A 16,705-nucleotide genomic window follows, 5' to 3' on the forward strand; every position below is an offset into this window, starting at 1 on the left:
ACGGGGAAGCGGCGGCCGCGGACGTGTCGAGGATGAGCCGAACGCGGCTCTGGCATCCGCTGGGCACCACGTGACCCGGCACGGAGTTCGTCCGGTCGTTGCGCGCTCGCCGGCTGCCCGGCGGCGTGCGTTGCCCGCGGCCGCCGCCGAGAGGCCGGAGTTGCTCGCGGGGCGGTCGGCGTGAGCGGGCAGAACGGGGCGAAGACGACTGTCGTCATCGCCACCCGGAACCGGGCCCCCGAATTGGTCCGCACCTTGACCGAGTTGCACGCCCTGCGCCCGCGCCCCGAGATCGTGGTGCTGGACAACGCTTCCACCGACGACACCGTGGCGCGGGCGCGAGCGTTCCCCGACGTGCGGGTCGTCCCGCTGTCGCGCAATCTCGGCGCGGCCGCGCGCAACCTCGGCGTCGCGCTCTCCCGCACGCCGTACATCGCCTTCAGCGACGACGACTCGTGGTGGGCCGGTGACGCGCTTTCCGAAGCCGAGCGGGTGCTGGACGCCTGCCCCCGGCTGGGCCTGCTGGCGGGACGCACGCTCGTCGGCGCGGACCACCGTGACGATCCGGTCAACGAACTGATGGCCACCAGCCCGCTCGGCCACCCGCCCGGCCTGCCGGGGCCTGCGGTTCTCGGCTTCCTGGCTTGCGCGGCGATCGTGCGGAAGGAGGCGTACCTGCAGGCCGCCGGGTTCAGTCCGCTGCTGCATTTCGGCGCCGAAGAACGGTTGCTGTCGCTCGACATGGCGGCGTGTGGCTGGGATCTCTGCTACGTGGCGGCAGTGCGGGCCCATCACCATCCCTCCGCGCGTCGACCGCCGCGGGCGTGGCGCAGGCGGGCCGAACAGCGCAACAACGCGCTGATCGTCTGGATGCGACGGCCGCTGCGGCGATGCGCGGCCGAGTCCGCAGGCCTGGTCGGCCGCGCGATGCGCGACCCCGGGACGTTACTGGCGGTCGCGGGGCTGCTGCGCCGCCTGCCCAAGGCGTTGGCGCAGCGGCGCAGGTTGCCACCGGAGATCGAGCGCCGGGCAAGGATCCTGGAACTCGCCCATGAAAGGAAGTGACCGGATGGGTACCGATCGGATGACGGTCGTCATCATCACCCGCAACCGGCGCGAACAGCTGCTGGAAACCTTGGCGCACATGACCGCGCTCGCCGACGCGGCGCCGATCATCCTCGTCGACAACGGATCCACCGACGGCACGGCCGACGCGGTCGCCGCGGCGTTCCCCGCCGTCGAGCTCATCCGCTCGGCGGACAATCTGGGCGCGGTGGCCCGCAACATCGCGGTGGAGCGGACGGCCACGCCGTATGTGGCGTTCTGCGACGACGACACGCGGTGGCGGCCGGGGGCGCTGACCCGCGCCGCCGATCTGCTCGACCGGTACCCCGGCCTCGGCTCCGTGACCGGACGGTGCCTGGTCGCCCCTGATCTACGCGAGGACCCGATCACGCCGGAACTGCGGTATTCACCGGTTTCCGGGCCCGACTGGCTGCCGGGCCCTGCCCTGCTCGGCGTGATGGCGGCCCTGTCGGCGTTCCGGGTCAGCGCCTTCCGCGAAGTCGGCGGGTTCTCCCGGCGTCTGTGGTTCGGCGGCGAGGAGGAGTTGCTCGCGCTCGATCTCGCGGCACACGGCTGGTGGATGTGCTGGATCGAGGACATGCTGATCCATCACGAGCCGTCGACCTCGCGTGATGCTACCCATCGCCGCAGGCTCGGTATCCGTAACACGTTGTGGACGCTGTGGTTGCGCCGCCCGGCCCGCAGCGCCGCCCGGCGGACCGCCGCCGTGCTCCGGTCGGCCCCGGCGGATCGGACGACGGCGGCGGCCGTCCTCGAGACGCTGCGCGGCATGCCATGGGTCCTGCGGGAACGGAAAGTCCTGCCGCCGCGGGTGGAAGCGGGTCTGGTGCTGTTGGAAGACTCGCAGCGTCGTTCCACCGCGCGTCGTTATGTGGGCTGACAAGGCGTTTCGCCGATCAGGCCCGGCGTGACTCCCGGGCGAGAGCGCGGTCGCGTTGCTCCTCGAACCGCGGAATCCGCACACGTTCCAGGTCGTCGAGAAAAGCGGAGAGCCGTTCCCGGGCTCGCTCGCCCCGAGGGCCGAAGTCGTCGCGACCGAACACGTTCCATTGCCGGATGACCGGTTGCAGCACTTCCTCCAGGTGCTGGCGCAGGTCGTAGATGCCGTGCTTGGCCATGAGCACGCCGTTGCGCCGGAAGTTGGGCATGCCGGTACCGGGCATCCGGAAGTTGCGCACGATGAGGTCGATCGCTTCGATCGCCTGATCCGGCACCAGCTCCAGGGCGGCGCCGCACATGGTGCGGTAGAAGATCATGTGCAGGTTCTCGTCGGCGGCGATGCGTTGCAGCATGCGGTCGGCGATCGGATCGTCGCAGACGGCGGCGGTGTTGCGATGGCTGATGCGGGTGGCGAGTTCCTGAAAGGAGACGTACGCCACCGAGTACAGGAACCCGCCGTCGCCTGCCGCGTCCACCTGCTCCATCGGCGGGACGAAACCGTGGGACATGTGCGCCACCCGGTCGTTCTCCAGAGCGACCGGGTCGACGCCACGCGTGACGACGAGATAGTCGCGCAGGACGATGCTGTGGCGGGCTTCCTCGGCGGTCCACCGTCCCACCCACGACCCCCAGGCGCCGTCTCGGGAGAAGTTCGCACTGATCTCGCGGTGATAGGACGGGAGGTTGTCCTCGGTGAGCAGGTTCGTGATCAGCGCGGCCTTCGCCACCTCGGACAGCCGCGATTGCTCCGGCTCCCAATCGATCCCGCCGAGCGCCGCGAAGTTGCGCCCCTCGTCCCACGGCACGTAGTCGTGCGGATGCCATTCCTTGACCATGGACAGGTGCCGGTTCAACGCGGTCTCGGCACAGGGTTCGAGTTCGGTGAGGACCTCCAGCTGGGTCAGATCACGCGCCAACGTCGTGCCCGCCTTTCTCTTTCGCACAGGTTCGGAACGGAGAGTGAACGGTGGCGGCGGGCGCCATCATCCACTGCCGGCGCCCACCGGCTCACCTCGCAAGACAGTGCCCGCAGCGCCTGTCCCGGCCGTAGGGCCGAAGGTCCGCCGCGCCGAGTACTTTCAGCATCGCCGAGTCACTCGGTGGTGATGGTGTCTGCTCGGCGGACCGGTTCTCTCGTTACGGTCCCGGTGCGGCGCCACGGCAGGCGGCGAGATGACGACGGGCGGCTATACGTCCATTGGGCGACGGCGGCAACAGCCGAACCCAGCGAAACGACACCCGCGAGGAGCGCCCAGTGGGTGAGGCCGGCGGTGTTGTAGGAGACCTGCCGGACCCCCGGCACGAGGAGGCTGCCGTTGCCGAAGGCCCAGCTGGTCACCATGCCGATCTGACCACCCAGATCCGACGACCGTCCGAGCATGCCGCGCAGCTCGGGGGCTTTGCTGTTGACGTAGAGCACGGTGAGGACCACCAACGCCGCGGTGACCACCGTGGACACCGTCACGGCACGCGCCAGCGCCTCGGTGCGGTAACGGAGATTCACCGCCACCAGGCAGACGGTGACGACGATCGCGCCTGCGACGAGTATCGCCATGGCACCGCTGATCCGCACGGTGGGCGGCGGTGATGACGACCAGGCATTCAGGAAAGAAGTGGTCGCGGTGATCCGGCCGAAAGCATTGGCGCGGGCTCTGCCGTCGGCGCCCACGGCGTTCAACCACGGCTGGAACAGCAGCAACAGCGTGACGATGCTGCCCACCAGCGCGCCCAGGTAACCCCAGTGGCCGGCGAGCGCCGACAAATAATCGCGGATTCCGGCGAGCCGCCGCGCCGTAGCCGGAACCTGTTCGGGCCGGGTGCCCTTCGTTGACCACGGGGTTGGCTGCACGTCGCTCCGAATCGCAGGGGTCCGGTGTCGAGGACCGAGACGGACAATGGCGTTCTCCGGACCGCGGTCGTCCTGGGGGCGGCGCGGCAGGAGGCTACAGCCGGACACTAGAAGCCGATGAGCCGCCGGAGAATGATTGCGATCAGCGCGATCTTGACTCCGGCAGCCATGCCGCGGCCGGCACCGGGCCGGTGCGATTCCCATCGACAGCGCCTTGCGATGCGGCCGCCGCATCCGCCGCCCTGCTCACGCCGCTTCGATCGACACCACCGATCGCTGAGGGAGAACGGTCGAGATCGGAGGGATCGGTGGCGGTTGCGAATCTCGTTGCGGCACTTCGCAGCGCTCGTCTCGGCCCGGTCGAGGCCGAAGTGGACGCTTTGCGAAGTCTGCAGTGCCGCTTGCTCACCCGCGCAACGGCCGAAAGATGATTCCGGAGACGTCGGGGAGATACAGTACCGCCGTGACAGAGCACCGATCGCCCTTCGGCGGGGATCGCTCGCAGGACCTCGGAGTGCCGCCTTCGCTGGACCTCCGCACCGCCGACTGGTCGAGTTCCGATGAGACCCTTGCCCGGCTGTTCCAACGTGTCGAGGCCTACGCCATCGACGCGCGCGAATGGTATTCGCGCGACGGCCTAACGAAGCGGCGAATCAGCCTAGCCCTCACCGGGGCCACGCTCGTTCTCGGCTTACTCGGAATACTGGTGCCGCTACTGACCACCGCCGGGGTCGACGCCATCGATCCCAGCTGGGGGTTCGTGCTGCTCGCCTGCGCCGCCGGAACTGCCGCCTTCGACCGGTTCTTCGGCGTCTCCACCGCATGGATCCGCGATCTGCGCAGCGCGCAGTCGATCAACGCGATGCTGTGTGATTTCCAGTTGGAGTGGGCCTCGGTGTCTCGTGGTCCGGCCAACTCGAACGGGGAGATCGACCGTCGGATGGGGTTGCTGCGAGATTTCTCCTATCGGGTCAACGAGGTGATCGCGCACGAGACCGATAGCTGGGCAGGCCAAGTGCAGCCCTCGGTCACCGCGCGGATGACCAGCTTCGATCGCAGGTAGCAGCGGTAAGCCTCCCGTCCGGATGGCCGGGAGGCAAGCATCCACGACGCGATGTGGGCGGGGGTGAGCGGATTCGGCGCCCACGCGGTAATTGAACCAGTCAGGTGACAAAAATGAACTGGCCGGTTAAATTCGGGGCATGAAGCATGTTGTGGTCGCGGGTGGAACCGATGGAATCGGCCGGGCTGTCGCGCTGGAGCGGCTGGCCGAAGGCGACTCCGTCGTGGTGATCGGACGGGACGCGGGGAAGGGCAGAGGCTTTCTCGCCGCCGCGGAGGCGATCGGCGCGGTCGACCGCGCGCACTTCGTGCCGGCGGATCTCAGTTCGATCCGGGCGACTCGCCGGGCGATCGCCGCCGTCCGGGCCCGGTTCGCCACGGTGGACGCCCTGGTGCTGTGCGCCCGGCACTACCGGTCCGATCGGCTGGTGACCGACGAAGGCTTCGAGTACACCTTCGCCCTGTTCTACCTGAGCCGATTCGTGCTCGGCTACGAGCTGATCGACCTGTTGAACGCCGCCGAGCGCCCGGTCGTCGTGAATGTCGCAGGGCCGGGCAGCGGCACCGGCGAAATCCGCTGGGACGATCTGCAACACGAGCGCGACTACCACGGGATGCGCGCCCTCGCCCAAGGCGGCCAGCTCAACGATCTACTCGGCATCGAGTTCGCGCGCAGGCCGGTGTCGGCACGGGTACGATACGTCTTGGTGCACCCGGGGGTGGTCGACACCGCCCTCTCCGGCGACTACGACGCCGAGACGGCGGCCCGGATCGAAGCGCTGCGGCGCACCGCGCGACCGATCGGCGAGGCCATCCGCCCCATCCTCGACGTCTTGGACGATCCGCCGGCCGAGCCGCTGACCGCCCTGGCGCAAGGCAGGCCCTTGGACGTGCACGGGCCGGCATTCGACGCCGCGGCGGCCGCGCGACTCTACAGCGAGACGACGAAACTGCTCGGCCGGCTGCAATCAGCGGCCCCGGGCGTTTCCCCGGCCGAATTGCGTCACGTCCTCGACGCGCCCGTCTTCGGTGTGGTGGGCACGATTCAGCCCGACGGCAGTCCGCACCAATCGGTGGTGTGGATCCTGCGAGACGGCGACGACGTGCTTTTCGCGGTAGGGGCGGGCAGTCGCAAAGAACGCAACCTGCGCCGCGACGCCCGAGTGAGCGTGCTGGTCAACCCACCCGAACAGCCTTACACCTACGCCGCGATCCACGGCACCGCCACCCTGTCCGCCGAAGGCGGCCTCGAATTGCGGGATCGTCTGGCGCGCAAGTACACCGGCATGACGTACCTCGAGCACAACCCGGAAGCCGCGGCCAGGTACGGAGACACCCCGATGCTCGTCGTCCGGGTGACTCCTGACCGAGTGGTCGGCCGACTTTGAGCGCTGCCGCATCCGGTGAGGTCCTCGAATTCCGTTGTGGCCGTGTTGTCGCGAGTCCTCGGCTCGGGAATCGGCGCGTCGCGGCGGCGCGAAGGGCGGTCGCGGCGCGAAGGTCATCGGCGTAGCGCCCCGCCTGCGTCGAAAGCCGCTTCCCGCCCTCGCATCTGAGCGCGGTACCAGTTCTCGCGATGCCAGAGCATGATCTTTTCGTGTGCCCGCGCGAAGGGCGGGAAAGTCCTGCGCAGGATCTCCATCACCGTGATCAAGGGAAAGCGCAGGATGGGGATGACGATCCAGGGAAACGCGGCAGGCATGGTGTAGCGGCGTCGGGTGAGAGGAGTCATGTACATCGCGGAGTACACCGAGTTGATGCGGAAGTTGTACGCCTCGCGCAGCCGCGTGAGGCCGCGGTGTCCGTCGCGGGGAGCGAACGCCATCGGATAGGACTCGATCAACTCCGCACCGTGCTGTCCCGCGTCGTAGGAGCGGGAGGCGATGGTCATGGCCAGCACGCGCAACGAGTCGAGAACCGTCTCCGGATACCAGCGCAGCCGAACACCGAGCAGATAGCCCATGTACTTCTGGAAGTGCAGCAGCGCGCGGATCTCCGAGGGGGTGGTCTGGTAACCGAGCGCCCACAAGCCGAGCCCCGGGGTGACGCTGCCGGCCAGCAAGGTCAGCATCTGGTAGGTCTGGCTGATCGGCAGGCCCCACCGGTCGATGTCCCACTCCGGATGCTCCGCGACCTTCGCGCGAACCGAGACGTGCATGACGCGCACCTTCAGCGCGGTGGCACGTCCCGCCGATCCCGGCGTCAGCAGCGCGCCGGGCTGTGAGACATCCATCCAGAATCGGGTCGTCTCCAGGAAACGGCGCAGCGCGCTGTCCCCGGCGTACCCACCGGCCAGCGACAACGGCGTCGCGACCGCGGCCTCGGTGTACATCTCGAGGGTTTCCGCGCCGGCGAAGCCGAACAGCATGGTGCCCCACCGCCGCCAGATCGCGGCGCCTTGTTCGACCAATTCGGGTACCACCCATGCGGGGACCGTCTCGAATTCCTCGAACAGCGCGCGCATCGACTCCGGTGCGTCCGGCACGGCGTCGATGCCTGCGGCCAGGGCGATCTCGAGCATCTTGCGCCCGGCTTGCCGGCCGATCTCGCCGTGCATCACCTCAGCGACGAACCGCTCCGCGACCGGATCACCGGTGAAGAGGTCCTCGCACAGCGCGACGGCTTGTGCATCGGTCGGAAAGAGCTGCTGCCCGGTGACTCTCGCGAAGATACGTTCGATGCGCCGAACTCCGGGCCTGCGACGCGCTTCCCAGTAACGAAACGCTGTCGGGCACTTCACCGATTGGGTCGCGACGACATCCGCGCCCGCGGGCGGGACTTCCACTGACATGGGTGACTTCTCCTACTCTCCGATAGCGACCCGGGTCGGTCGGCGTGCCTGCTCAGGCCGTCGGCTCGCGCCGGATCAGCCACGACCGCAAGTAGTCGATCATCTTCGAACCCTTCTCGGGCCGCCGTCGTGCCCCGCTGCGGTGACCATACCATTGGGTACAGTCGCCGGTACCGTTTCGAATGGAAGTGCGGGTCCATTGCGGATCGATCCGAATGGAAGTCGGTGCGCGGCCGGTACGGCGCGGGCGAGGAGCCGTCGACGGTCACCGCGCCGAAGCGGCCGCGCGCCGGGGTCCCTTACGATCGAGTGGTGATCTCCACCGACCCGGGGCCGCACCGATGACAGCGGACCCGCCGCCGGCAGCCGCCGGCAGCCGGCCCTCCGGCGTGGACGCAACCAAGGCCGCGCCGCGGCGTTCCCGCAAAGCCGCGGCACAGCAACGCGGCCGCACCCCACGGTTGTCCTATGAGGCATGGGTCGACGGGGCTCTGGCGCTGCTCGCGCGAGAAGGCGTCACCGCCATCAGGATCCCCCGGCTGTGCCAGGAACTCGGCGTCACCAAAGGCAGTTTCTACTGGCATTTCGACGACATCCACCAGCTCATGACGGCGATGGCCGACCGGTGGACCGCCCGCCAGAGCGAGATCATCCGCTCGCTCGGCACGATAGCGTCCGTTCCGGTCGAGCAGCGCATCGCCGATATGGCCGCCAATCTCATCGACCGAGGCACCTGGATCACCGAAGCCACCGTGCGCGAATGGGCGCGCGGCGACGAGAAGGTGGCCGAGACGGTGCGCGCCCTGGACCGGCAGATCTTCGTAACGGTGCAGGAAGCGATGCTCGAACTGGGCTTCACGCCCGACGCGGCGCGCCTGCGGGCCGGTGCGATGCTCTATCTGGGCATCGGCTTCATCCACGGTCGCGACAGCCTGCCCGCGCCGACCGCGGAAGACGCCGAAGCGATTCTCGAACTGTTGACAATTCCCGCTCCGAAGCGAGCCCGCTCGTAGACCGACGGGCAGCGGGTCGTGCAGCCCACGCTCGCTACGAGTCCGTAGCGTTCTGTGCTGCCGTGGCCTGCTGCCCAGTACATCGCGGCGCTCACGTCCGCGCCGAGGTTCCGCGGCGAGATTTACCGGCGATGGTGAGGCGCATCAGTGGTCCGGCGGGCGCGCGCCCAGATCGGTCGCTTCCGGGGCGGCGGGATCGCGCTGCCATGTCACGCTCAGCTGGTCGCGTTCCCCGAAACGCACCAGGTGTCTGGCGAGCACATCCTCGAGCCGCGGCAGGTCCTCGGCGGCCGCCTCGATCCGCAGATGCAGTTCGCCCTCCCGCGCGGAGACCGTCGCTCGGCCGAGGTCCAGGTCGATCCAGCCCGACGCGGCCTGCGCCGACCACTCGCCGCCGTTGCGCCGTCCCAGATGTGACACCAGCTGCTTGCCGTATCGCGCCGGCCGCTCGGTGCGGACCACCGAGTGCGACGACGCGGACGAACCGCCCGCGGTCACGGCGCGACTCCCACCCGGGATTCGCCGGGCGAGACGAGCGGGGCATTCGGAACCTGCGACACCATGACGGCACCAGCCTTCGGGTTGGGTTGCGTTCGCGGGTATGAGCCGCCCTTCGATGAGCGCGACCCGGCCCGCGGCCGATGCGGCAACGATATCGTCGGCACTACCCGGGCGAATGCGGTTCCCACACAGGGCGTAGAGAGCCGACACCGCGCCACGAGCCGGTGAGTAGCTATTCGGCACCGGTGTGGGCCCACGGCGGCTCGATCCCGGCCGTCGTTCGCGGGCCGCCCGGCCGGCGTTCATACGTAGACTTTCGGAGTGACCGAACTCGCGGACTTCGCCCAGTTGATCGCCGGCGATCACGGGCTCTGCGTCGTCTCCACCCTTCGAGCCGACCACACCATTCACTCGTCACTGGTCAACGCGGGCGTCTTGCGGCACCCGGAGACCGGTGCCGATGTGGTCGGCATGGTGGTGCGCGGCGGTGCGCGAAAATTAGACAACCTACGTGCCCGGCCGCATGCGACGATCGTGTCTCGCGTCGGTTGGCAATGGTGCGCCGCCGAGGGCCCGGTGTGGATCGCCGGTCCGGACGACCCGGCGGCGGGCGTCGGCCCGGAGCGGTTGCGGCTGTTGCTGCGTGAAGTGTTCACCGCGGCCGGTGGCGTGCACGAGGACTGGGACGAGTACGACAGGGTGATGGCTGCCGAGCGCAGGGCGGTGGTCTTGATCCTGCCGGAGCGGGTCTACGGCAACAGCTGAGAAACGTCGCGGACCTACCGCACCGGCTCAGCCGGTGCGGAACCTGCCAGCGCTCGGGTGGTGTCGGTGTCGTCGAACAGCGCGGTTTCGGGTCCGCCCCGCTGGCTCGATACCAGTGCGCGTCAGATGCGGACGTCACCCGGGCGACGAGATCCGGCGAGGGCAGTGGACGAAATCCGTGCCCCTGTGCTGTGACCCGCTTCCACAGCGCGGCGAGCGGAATGGACGTGTGATTCATCAGGTGGTGCACTTGTGTCGCCGCTCCGCGGAGAAGCATATGCATGATGGCGGCTGCGACGTAATCTGCTGGTACAAGCCGGATCCGGGCGTCGTCGGCAGGGACCGCGTCCACGACGACTGCCGCGCGCACGAGCGTCCGGTACGCGTCGCCGGTGCCGACCGCACCCGTGCGGGCACGTCCGCAGATTCGAGGGCATCGGTCCGTGGGGGAGCCCCGGCTCAGAGTGCGTTCGGAGATTGACGGCAGGTGCCATCAGACTTAATGTGATGGCACTTGCCATCATTTCGAAAGGCGGCATCGCCATGGCCCTGTTCAACCCGAAGACCGACACGTTCGAGGAGTTCGACCCCGCCACGAGGGCGCGGTTACGGTCGGTGGTCGACTTCTTCGAGAAGAAGGGCAAGCAGGCGCTCACCGGCGATGCGCACCGGGCGGAGTGGTACGAGGACTGGATGGAATTCCTCGCCGAGAGCCGGATCATCGCCCACATGGCGACACCGCGAGCGCATGCGGGCGCAGACCCGGACAAGCGCTGGGACACCGCGGTCATTTCCCGGTTCAACGAGATCACCGGTTTCTACGGATCGCAGTACTGGTACGCGTGGGGTGTTTCGACGCTCGGGCTCGCCACCATCTGGCAGAGCGCCAACGAAGAAGCGCACCTTCGGGCCGCCGAGGAGCTCGACCGTGGCGGCATCATCGGGTTCGGACTGTCGGAGAAGGACCACGGCGCCGACATCTACGCCACCGACATGCTGCTCACCCCCGATGGAGCGGGCGGTTTCACCGCGACCGGCAGCAAGTACTACATCGGCAACGGCAACGTGGCCAGGATCGTGCCCACCATCGGGCGGCGGACGGACTTGGACGGCCCCGACGCATACGTCTGGTTCATCGCCGACAGCCGGCACCCCAATTACCGGCTGGTCAAGAACGTCATCCACGGTCAGAATTTCGTCTCGGCCTACGATCTGGTGGACTATCCCGTCGCCGCGGACGACGTGCTGCACGTAGGCCGCAAAGCGTTCGATTCCGCACTCGCCGCGGTCAACTGCGGCAAGTTCAATATCGGCATGGTCGCGCTGGGGATCGTGGAGCACTGTTTCTACGAGACGATCGACCACGCCGGTACCAAGATCCTGTTCGGGCATCCGGTCACCGATTTCGGGCAGGTCCGGCAGATCCTCGACGACAGCTACGTGCGCATGAACGCCATGCGGCTCTACCACGAACGGGCGATCGACTACATGCGCTGCTCCACACCGGAGGACCGCCGCTTCGTGATGTTCAATTCCATCGGCAAGATGAAAGTCACCCGCGAGGCCGAGCGGGTGTTCCGGGAACTGTCCGATGTCATCTCCGCCAGGGGTTTCGAGAAGGACTCCTACTTCTCCACGGCGCGCGGCACCATCGATTCCATGCCACGACTGGAGGGCACCGCGCATGTCAATATGACGCTCACGCTGAAATTCATGCCGAACTTCCTGTTCGATCCCGCGGAGCTGCCTCCGGTGCCGGTGCGGCGGGATGCCGGTGACGACGAGGCGCTGTTCCGGCAGCCGAGCGCTGCCGGGTTGAGCAAGGTGCGATTCGCGGATTGGCGGCCTGCCTACGCGCCCTACCGCCATCTACCGAATGTGGCCCTGTTCATCGAGCAGGCGGAACGATTCACCCAGTTCCCGGTCGAGGCTGCACCTACGCCGGCTCAGCTGGAAGATTTGGACTACCAGCTGGCAGTGGGAGAATTGTTCACGCTGCTGCCCTACGGCCAGCTCATTCTGGAGCAGGCCGCACTCGTCGGGACTTCTGAAGATTTGCTGGATGCCATTTTCGAAGTCTTCGTGCGCGATTTCTCCGCGTACGCACTCAATTTGTTCTCGAAGGCGTCCTCGACACCGGCGCAGCAGGACTGGGCGATGAACGTCCTGCGCAAACCGGCCGTCGACGAGCAACGAATCGCGCGTCTGCACGACGAGGTGATGAGCTACGCGGGCACATTCCAGATGAATCCGTAGCCACACCACCGGATCGATAACCGCACGAACCACGGCTCGGCGATGCGTCGGGTCATCGGCGGCGAGCAGGCGTGCCGGGAAACACGACGGTCCGGGCCCTTGTATCGGGCACGGACCGCTGGCCCCGCTCGGCAAATGCTCCGAAGACCGGCGCGCCCACTCGGGTGTAGTGGGGTTCGTCGCAGCGTCCGCGCAGGCGGACCCGCTTTCGTGCAGGTCTAGTGTTCGCCATCGGACACGGCGAGCGCCGGTTCGCTGTACAGGCAGGTCTGTCTCTGTTAGTAAGGAGGGATAGGTCTGTCTTGAAGATGCAGGGTGGGCCCGACTGAGCGCCTCAGGCGCGAAACGAATCGAGTGCCCATATGAGCACAGTATCGCACGATCTCAGCGGCCTTGTTCAGCCTCCGGAAGACGTTACCTTCGGATTGCGCGCGACCGTCGAATGGCGCGGCGACGCGGCCATCGTCCACGCTCACGGCGAAGTCGACGCCTACACCCTGCCGATGTGGCGCAGAGTGCTACGGGAGGCCGCGACGGCCACCGCGGCGCCGGGGCCGCTCGTGATCGACGCCAGCGGCCTGGACTTCATGGCCTGTCGTTCCATGCTGGCCTTGGCCGAGGAATCCGAGGCCTGCCGGCGCCGGGGCGTTCGACTGTGCGTGGTCGGCGGCCGGTCGATCGTGGCCCGCGTCGTCGACCTGCTCGATCTCGACGCCCTGCTACCCATCTACTCGTCCGTCGACGACGCGCTGGCCGGCGCGGTCCCGGGCGGGCATCTCCAGCAAAGCAAGGCGGGATAGCGTCGCGTGGCCATGCCGATGTGAGTGATGGCCGATCCCCCTGACGCGCCGAGGTGGGTTCCGGTGCGGTGGCGGAAAGTGCACCCGAAGTCGGGGACGGCGGCCTACGCCGGCCCGGCGGGCCGGAGCGCGGCCGCGAGTGTGGTCAGGGCCGCGGTCAGTACGGCGCGTTCAGCCGCGGGCAGCCGGTCGGTGAGCGAGGTCTCGTGCTCCAGCAGCGCGGGCACGACTCGTTCGGTGAGGCGGTGGCCTTCCGGCGTGAGGGTGACCAGCACGCCGCGCCGGCTGGCCGCGGTGGGTTCGCGGGTGATCAGGCCTGCCGACTCGGCACGGGTCAGGCGCTGGGAGATGGCGCCCGCGGTGACCAGGCTGCGCGCGGCGATCTGCCGGGTGGTCAGCTGGTAGGGCGGTCCCGCCCGGCGCAGGGTGCTGAGCAGATCGAGAGTGGATTCGTCGATGCCCAAGCGCTGCAAGGTGCGCTGCCGTTCCTCGGTGAGGAGTTTGGCGACTCGCCACACCGGGGTGAGGATCTCGATCGACTCGGTCCGCGCGCCGGGTAGTTCGCGGCGCCACGCCGCGGCGATCTCGGCGGGCGACGGTATCTCGTCCGGTGTTTCGTGCGTCATTGCCGCAAGTGTCTCCCGTCGGTACATTTAGCGCTAAATATAACGGAGGGAGAGGAAATGCGTGGGACGGTCGTCGTCACCGGTGCCAGCGGGGGAATCGGCCGCCGAGTGGCGCAGCGATTCGCCGAAGGCGGTGCCGAGGTGGTGATCACCGGGCGCTCGCCGGAGCGGGTCGCACAGGCGGCCCGTGAACTGGGAGTGCGCGGAATCGTCTGTGACGCCGGTGACCCGGCGGCGGTGGAGCGCTTCGCCGAGTCGGTGGGGCCCGAAGTCGATGTGCTGGTGAACATGGCCGGCGGCAACACCGATCTCGCCGTGGGCGACGCAGGCACGGGTTCGTTGGCGGAACTGGCCGCACAGTGGCAGGCGAACCTGTCGACGAATCTGTTGAGCGCGGTGCTCACCACCTCGGCGCTACGGGAGCGTCTGCGGCCCGGCGGAGCGGTGATCAACGTCGGCTCGATCGGCGCCGAATACGCCGCGGGTTCCTACGGCGCCGCGAAGGCCGCCCTGGCGGCATGGTCGGCGGGATTGTCGGCGCAGCTGGCGCCGAAGGGAGTCACGGTGAACACCGTCGCGCCCGGTTACATCGAGAACACCGACTTCTTTCAGGGGCAGCTCAGCGACCAGCGGCGTACCTGGTTGATCGACTCCACACATGACAAACGTCCGGGGGATCCGGACGACGTCGCCGGATTGATCGAGTTCCTCGCTTCGCCGCACGCCCGCCACATCACGGGACAGACGATCCATGTCAACGGCGGCGCGCACACGACCAGATGATCTCCGCCGCAGGCTGATTCGTGCCTGAACGACGAATGCGGACGGCTCGTCGCTCGTCGGTTCGAAGAGGAACGCTCCCGGTGCCCGATCGGCTGCCGGACTATCGAGGCGGAGCGACGAGATCCCCGGGCTCGCCCGAAACGGATCAGCCGATTCTGTCGGCTCGCTGCACTCCGCAGTCACGTGGCGCGCATCGCCGCAGTCCGTGGGGCGGGCCGGCGCGCAGTACTTGTATTCGCTCTGATCGCAATCCTGTTCGTCGGCTGGTGCGTGCGGTTGAATCCGGTATCACCTGCGTTCGTCGTCGTCCGGAGCGCAGTCGCCGACGCCTCGAGGGTGCCGACCGGACCGGCGAGGGCGTCGCGGCCGAGAGGCCGGTGCCGGGGACGGCGCCGAACCCGGCCGGGACACAGTGTCAGACGAGGAGCACCACATGACAGCGCAGGCCACCGCGGCAACTGCGACCGACGCCTTCGTCGCCGACTGGGAGGGCCGACACCGCACCCACGAGTCGCGACCGGCCGATCCGCACGGATTCCTGGCCATCACCAACCTGCACTGGCTCACCGGCGCGCCGCAGCGATTCCCGGACGCACCGTGGTCCTGGTCCACCGCCGCCGCCGAGGGCGTCAGCGTGGACTTCAACCGGGCCGCGAACTTGCCCTGCGCCTACACCGACCTGGCGACCCGCCCGTCGCCGCCGGGGGAGAACCGGCTGCCGGTCGCGATCGAAGCCGATGAGCAGCTCCCGTACGAGCATCGCCGAACCCGATGAGCGGCACGACACCGCAGATCGGCACGCTGTCGTTCCTGACTCCGGGCAACTACCCCGACGACGATCCCTACTCGGGACTCGAGGACACGCTGCGGCTGTTCGAGTACGGCGAGCGTTCGGGTTTCGACGGCGCGTGGATCCGGCAGCGTCATCTCGAGCACGGCGTCGGGTCGGCTGCGGTGTTCCTGGCCGCCGCCGGTCAGCGCACCAGCCGGATCGAGTTGGGCACGGCCGTGATTCCGATCGGCTACGAGAGCCCGTTCCGGCTGGCCGAGGACTTGTCGCTGGCCGATGTGCTGTCGCGGGGCCGGTTGCAGGCCGGTTTCAGCGCGGGCACTCCGCCGCATGCCGACTTGATCGGCGACTTGGTCTTCGACGGGGACTGGCGCACCTACGACCTGTCCTACGGACGGATCTCCCGGCTGATCGAGAATCTGCGGGGCGGCTACCTCGGTGACGCGGACACGGTGATCCGCTCGCCGGGCAATACCCAGCGGCCCCGGTTGCAGCCACACAATCCCGGTTTGATCGACCGGCTGTGGTACGGCGGCGGCAGCATCCGCTCGGTCCGCTGGGCCGGGGAGAACGGACTGAACCTGCTGACCGGGAACATCGTCTTCGGTGAGCGCAGCGACGATTTCACCACGACCCAACTGAGTTTGATCGACGACTATCGCCGGCTGGTCGCCCCGGCCCGGCCCGCACGTGTCGCGGTGGGGCGGGTGATCGTCCCGTTCGACAGCGCCGACCGCACGACTCGCGAGCGGTACCGGCAGTACGCGGCGAGCAGGCGGGAGCGCACCGCGGCGCCACAGGGGGAGCGGCGCGTCCTGTTCGCCCCGGATCTGGTGGGTCCTGCCGCGGAGATCATCGACCGGCTGCGAGCGGATCCGGTGCTCGCGCAGACCTCGGAGCTACGACTGGAGCTGCCCTACGAATTCCATCGCGCCGACTACGAGCAGATCCTGCACGACACCGTGGAATTGATCGCGCCCGCGCTGGGTCGCCGACGGGTGACCGGTCGGCCCGGCATCGAGCACGACCCCGGAGAGGTGGCCGCGACACCGCGAGCCTGACGCGAAAGGGATGTGCGCAGGCGGTTGCGCGTCAGGTGCCCAGTGCCGCGGCGAACACAGGCCACGACTTGTGCAGATCTTCCTGCCAGTAGGGCCAGGAGTGGGTGCCGTTGCCGCGCAGGTCTACGGTGGCCGGAATCGCGAGCTGGTCCAATCTTTCCCGGAGTTGACGGGTGCAGCGGTCGGCGAATGCCTCCAGCGCGCCGCCGATGAGGAGCTGGTCGATCAGTTTGCCGGAGCTGTGCTCTATACCGGAGCCGTCGAGGGTGTCGTGTGGTCCGGGTGCGCCGGTGCCGGTGGAGACGTAGATGGCGGTACCCCGCAGCTTGTCGGCGTGTAGGTAGGGGTCGTTGGCCGCCCACGCCGGGTCCGTCGGCGGTCCC

16 protein-coding genes and 1 pseudogene are annotated in these 16,705 nt (G+C 68.3%); 11 read left to right on the forward strand and 6 right to left on the reverse strand.

The window, feature by feature from the left end:
* The first annotated feature begins 180 nt into the window (after positions 1-180).
* Entirely contained in the window at positions 181-1,065 is an 885-nt protein-coding gene (locus tag GVY64_RS32875) for a glycosyltransferase family 2 protein (protein ID WP_159849967.1), read from the forward strand.
* Between the two features lie 4 nt (positions 1,066-1,069).
* Positions 1,070-1,966: a glycosyltransferase family 2 protein gene (locus tag GVY64_RS32880; protein ID WP_159849969.1), complete on the forward strand. Its 897-nt coding sequence runs from the start codon at positions 1,070-1,072 to the stop codon at positions 1,964-1,966.
* Between the two features lie 16 nt (positions 1,967-1,982).
* Here the strand turns inward: GVY64_RS32880 and GVY64_RS32885 are convergent, their stop codons facing one another.
* Positions 1,983-2,942: an acyl-ACP desaturase gene (locus GVY64_RS32885; RefSeq protein ID WP_159850000.1), complete on the reverse strand. Its 960-nt coding sequence runs from the start codon at positions 2,940-2,942 to the stop codon at positions 1,983-1,985.
* A gap of 176 nt (positions 2,943-3,118) precedes the next feature.
* On the reverse strand, positions 3,119-3,874 hold the full coding sequence (locus GVY64_RS32890; protein ID WP_159849970.1) for a hypothetical protein: 756 nt from the start codon (positions 3,872-3,874) through the stop codon (positions 3,119-3,121).
* Positions 3,875-4,337: 463 nt separating this feature from the next.
* On the opposite strand from GVY64_RS32890, the gene GVY64_RS32895 reads away from it, so the two are divergent.
* Both GVY64_RS32895 and GVY64_RS32900 read left to right on the forward strand, forming a co-directional pair.
* Positions 4,338-4,937, forward strand: a complete 600-nt coding sequence (locus tag GVY64_RS32895) for an SLATT domain-containing protein (protein ID WP_159849972.1) — start codon at positions 4,338-4,340, stop codon at positions 4,935-4,937.
* Positions 4,938-5,076: 139 nt separating this feature from the next.
* A complete protein-coding gene (locus tag GVY64_RS32900; RefSeq protein ID WP_159849974.1) occupies positions 5,077-6,324 on the forward strand; it encodes a TIGR03618 family F420-dependent PPOX class oxidoreductase in 1,248 nt (415 codons plus the stop codon).
* 113 nt (positions 6,325-6,437) lie between these two features.
* Here GVY64_RS32900 and GVY64_RS32905 read toward each other — a convergent pair whose 3' ends face one another.
* A complete protein-coding gene (locus tag GVY64_RS32905) occupies positions 6,438-7,727 on the reverse strand; it encodes an oxygenase MpaB family protein (RefSeq protein WP_159849976.1) in 1,290 nt (429 codons plus the stop codon).
* 389 nt (positions 7,728-8,116) lie between these two features.
* Between GVY64_RS32905 and GVY64_RS32910 the strand changes: the two genes are divergently transcribed.
* Positions 8,117-8,740, forward strand: coding sequence for a TetR/AcrR family transcriptional regulator (locus GVY64_RS32910; protein WP_236567438.1), 624 nt, complete (start codon positions 8,117-8,119; stop codon positions 8,738-8,740).
* A 144-nt stretch (positions 8,741-8,884) separates the two neighbouring features.
* Here the strand turns inward: GVY64_RS32910 and GVY64_RS38210 are convergent, their stop codons facing one another.
* Positions 8,885-9,238, reverse strand: coding sequence for a DUF2218 domain-containing protein (locus tag GVY64_RS38210; RefSeq protein ID WP_236567439.1), 354 nt, complete (start codon positions 9,236-9,238; stop codon positions 8,885-8,887).
* 324 nt (positions 9,239-9,562) lie between these two features.
* Here GVY64_RS38210 and GVY64_RS32920 point away from each other — a divergent pair, with 324 nt between their 5' ends.
* The 3 genes from GVY64_RS32920 to GVY64_RS32930 all read left to right on the forward strand — a co-directional run bounded on the left by GVY64_RS32920 (position 9,563) and on the right by GVY64_RS32930 (position 13,062).
* Positions 9,563-10,006 carry a pyridoxamine 5'-phosphate oxidase gene (locus tag GVY64_RS32920; protein WP_159849980.1) on the forward strand — a complete coding sequence of 148 codons (444 nt, stop codon included), beginning with the start codon at positions 9,563-9,565 and terminating at the stop codon, positions 10,004-10,006.
* A gap of 507 nt (positions 10,007-10,513) precedes the next feature.
* On the forward strand, positions 10,514-12,262 hold the full coding sequence (locus GVY64_RS32925; protein ID WP_236567440.1) for an acyl-CoA dehydrogenase family protein: 1,749 nt from the start codon (positions 10,514-10,516) through the stop codon (positions 12,260-12,262).
* A gap of 362 nt (positions 12,263-12,624) precedes the next feature.
* Positions 12,625-13,062, forward strand: a complete 438-nt coding sequence (locus tag GVY64_RS32930; protein WP_159849982.1) for an anti-sigma factor antagonist — start codon at positions 12,625-12,627, stop codon at positions 13,060-13,062.
* Between the two features lie 104 nt (positions 13,063-13,166).
* Here the strand turns inward: GVY64_RS32930 and GVY64_RS32935 are convergent, their stop codons facing one another.
* Entirely contained in the window at positions 13,167-13,688 is a 522-nt protein-coding gene (locus GVY64_RS32935; protein ID WP_159849984.1) for a MarR family winged helix-turn-helix transcriptional regulator, read from the reverse strand.
* A 57-nt stretch (positions 13,689-13,745) separates the two neighbouring features.
* Between GVY64_RS32935 and GVY64_RS32940 the strand changes: the two genes are divergently transcribed.
* From GVY64_RS32940 to GVY64_RS32950, 3 genes and pseudogenes are all read left to right on the forward strand, one after another.
* Positions 13,746-14,471 carry an SDR family NAD(P)-dependent oxidoreductase gene (locus GVY64_RS32940; RefSeq protein WP_159849986.1) on the forward strand — a complete coding sequence of 242 codons (726 nt, stop codon included), beginning with the start codon at positions 13,746-13,748 and terminating at the stop codon, positions 14,469-14,471.
* A gap of 616 nt (positions 14,472-15,087) precedes the next feature.
* Positions 15,088-15,246: pseudogene (locus GVY64_RS38215) on the forward strand (DUF1684 domain-containing protein); the annotation flags it as partial.
* Positions 15,243-16,322 (forward strand): LLM class flavin-dependent oxidoreductase, encoded by a 1,080-nt coding sequence (locus tag GVY64_RS32950; RefSeq protein WP_159849990.1) that lies wholly within the window; start codon positions 15,243-15,245, stop codon positions 16,320-16,322. The pseudogene GVY64_RS38215 and the gene GVY64_RS32950, both read left to right, overlap by 4 nt.
* A 31-nt stretch (positions 16,323-16,353) precedes the next feature.
* Here the strand turns inward: GVY64_RS32950 and GVY64_RS32955 are convergent.
* On the reverse strand, positions 16,354-16,705 hold a 352-nt coding region (locus tag GVY64_RS32955; RefSeq protein ID WP_268895693.1), incomplete at its 5' end, for an alpha/beta hydrolase-fold protein.

Source organism: Nocardia sp. CY41 (assembly GCF_009829325.1).
GTDB lineage: Bacteria > Actinomycetota > Actinomycetes > Mycobacteriales > Mycobacteriaceae > Nocardia.

Coding starts and splice junctions, on each gene's coding strand:
- GVY64_RS32935 (WP_159849984.1), bottom strand. CDS start 13,688: ATGACGCACGAAACACCGGACGAGATACCGTCGCCCGCCGAGATCGCC.
- GVY64_RS32900 (WP_159849974.1), top strand. CDS start 5,077: ATGAAGCATGTTGTGGTCGCGGGTGGAACCGATGGAATCGGCCGGGCT.
- GVY64_RS32880 (WP_159849969.1), top strand. CDS start 1,070: ATGGGTACCGATCGGATGACGGTCGTCATCATCACCCGCAACCGGCGC.
- GVY64_RS32925 (WP_236567440.1), top strand. CDS start 10,514: ATGGCACTTGCCATCATTTCGAAAGGCGGCATCGCCATGGCCCTGTTC.
- GVY64_RS32950 (WP_159849990.1), top strand. CDS start 15,243: ATGAGCGGCACGACACCGCAGATCGGCACGCTGTCGTTCCTGACTCCG.
- GVY64_RS32940 (WP_159849986.1), top strand. CDS start 13,746: ATGCGTGGGACGGTCGTCGTCACCGGTGCCAGCGGGGGAATCGGCCGC.
- GVY64_RS32905 (WP_159849976.1), bottom strand. CDS start 7,727: ATGTCAGTGGAAGTCCCGCCCGCGGGCGCGGATGTCGTCGCGACCCAA.
- GVY64_RS32930 (WP_159849982.1), top strand. CDS start 12,625: ATGAGCACAGTATCGCACGATCTCAGCGGCCTTGTTCAGCCTCCGGAA.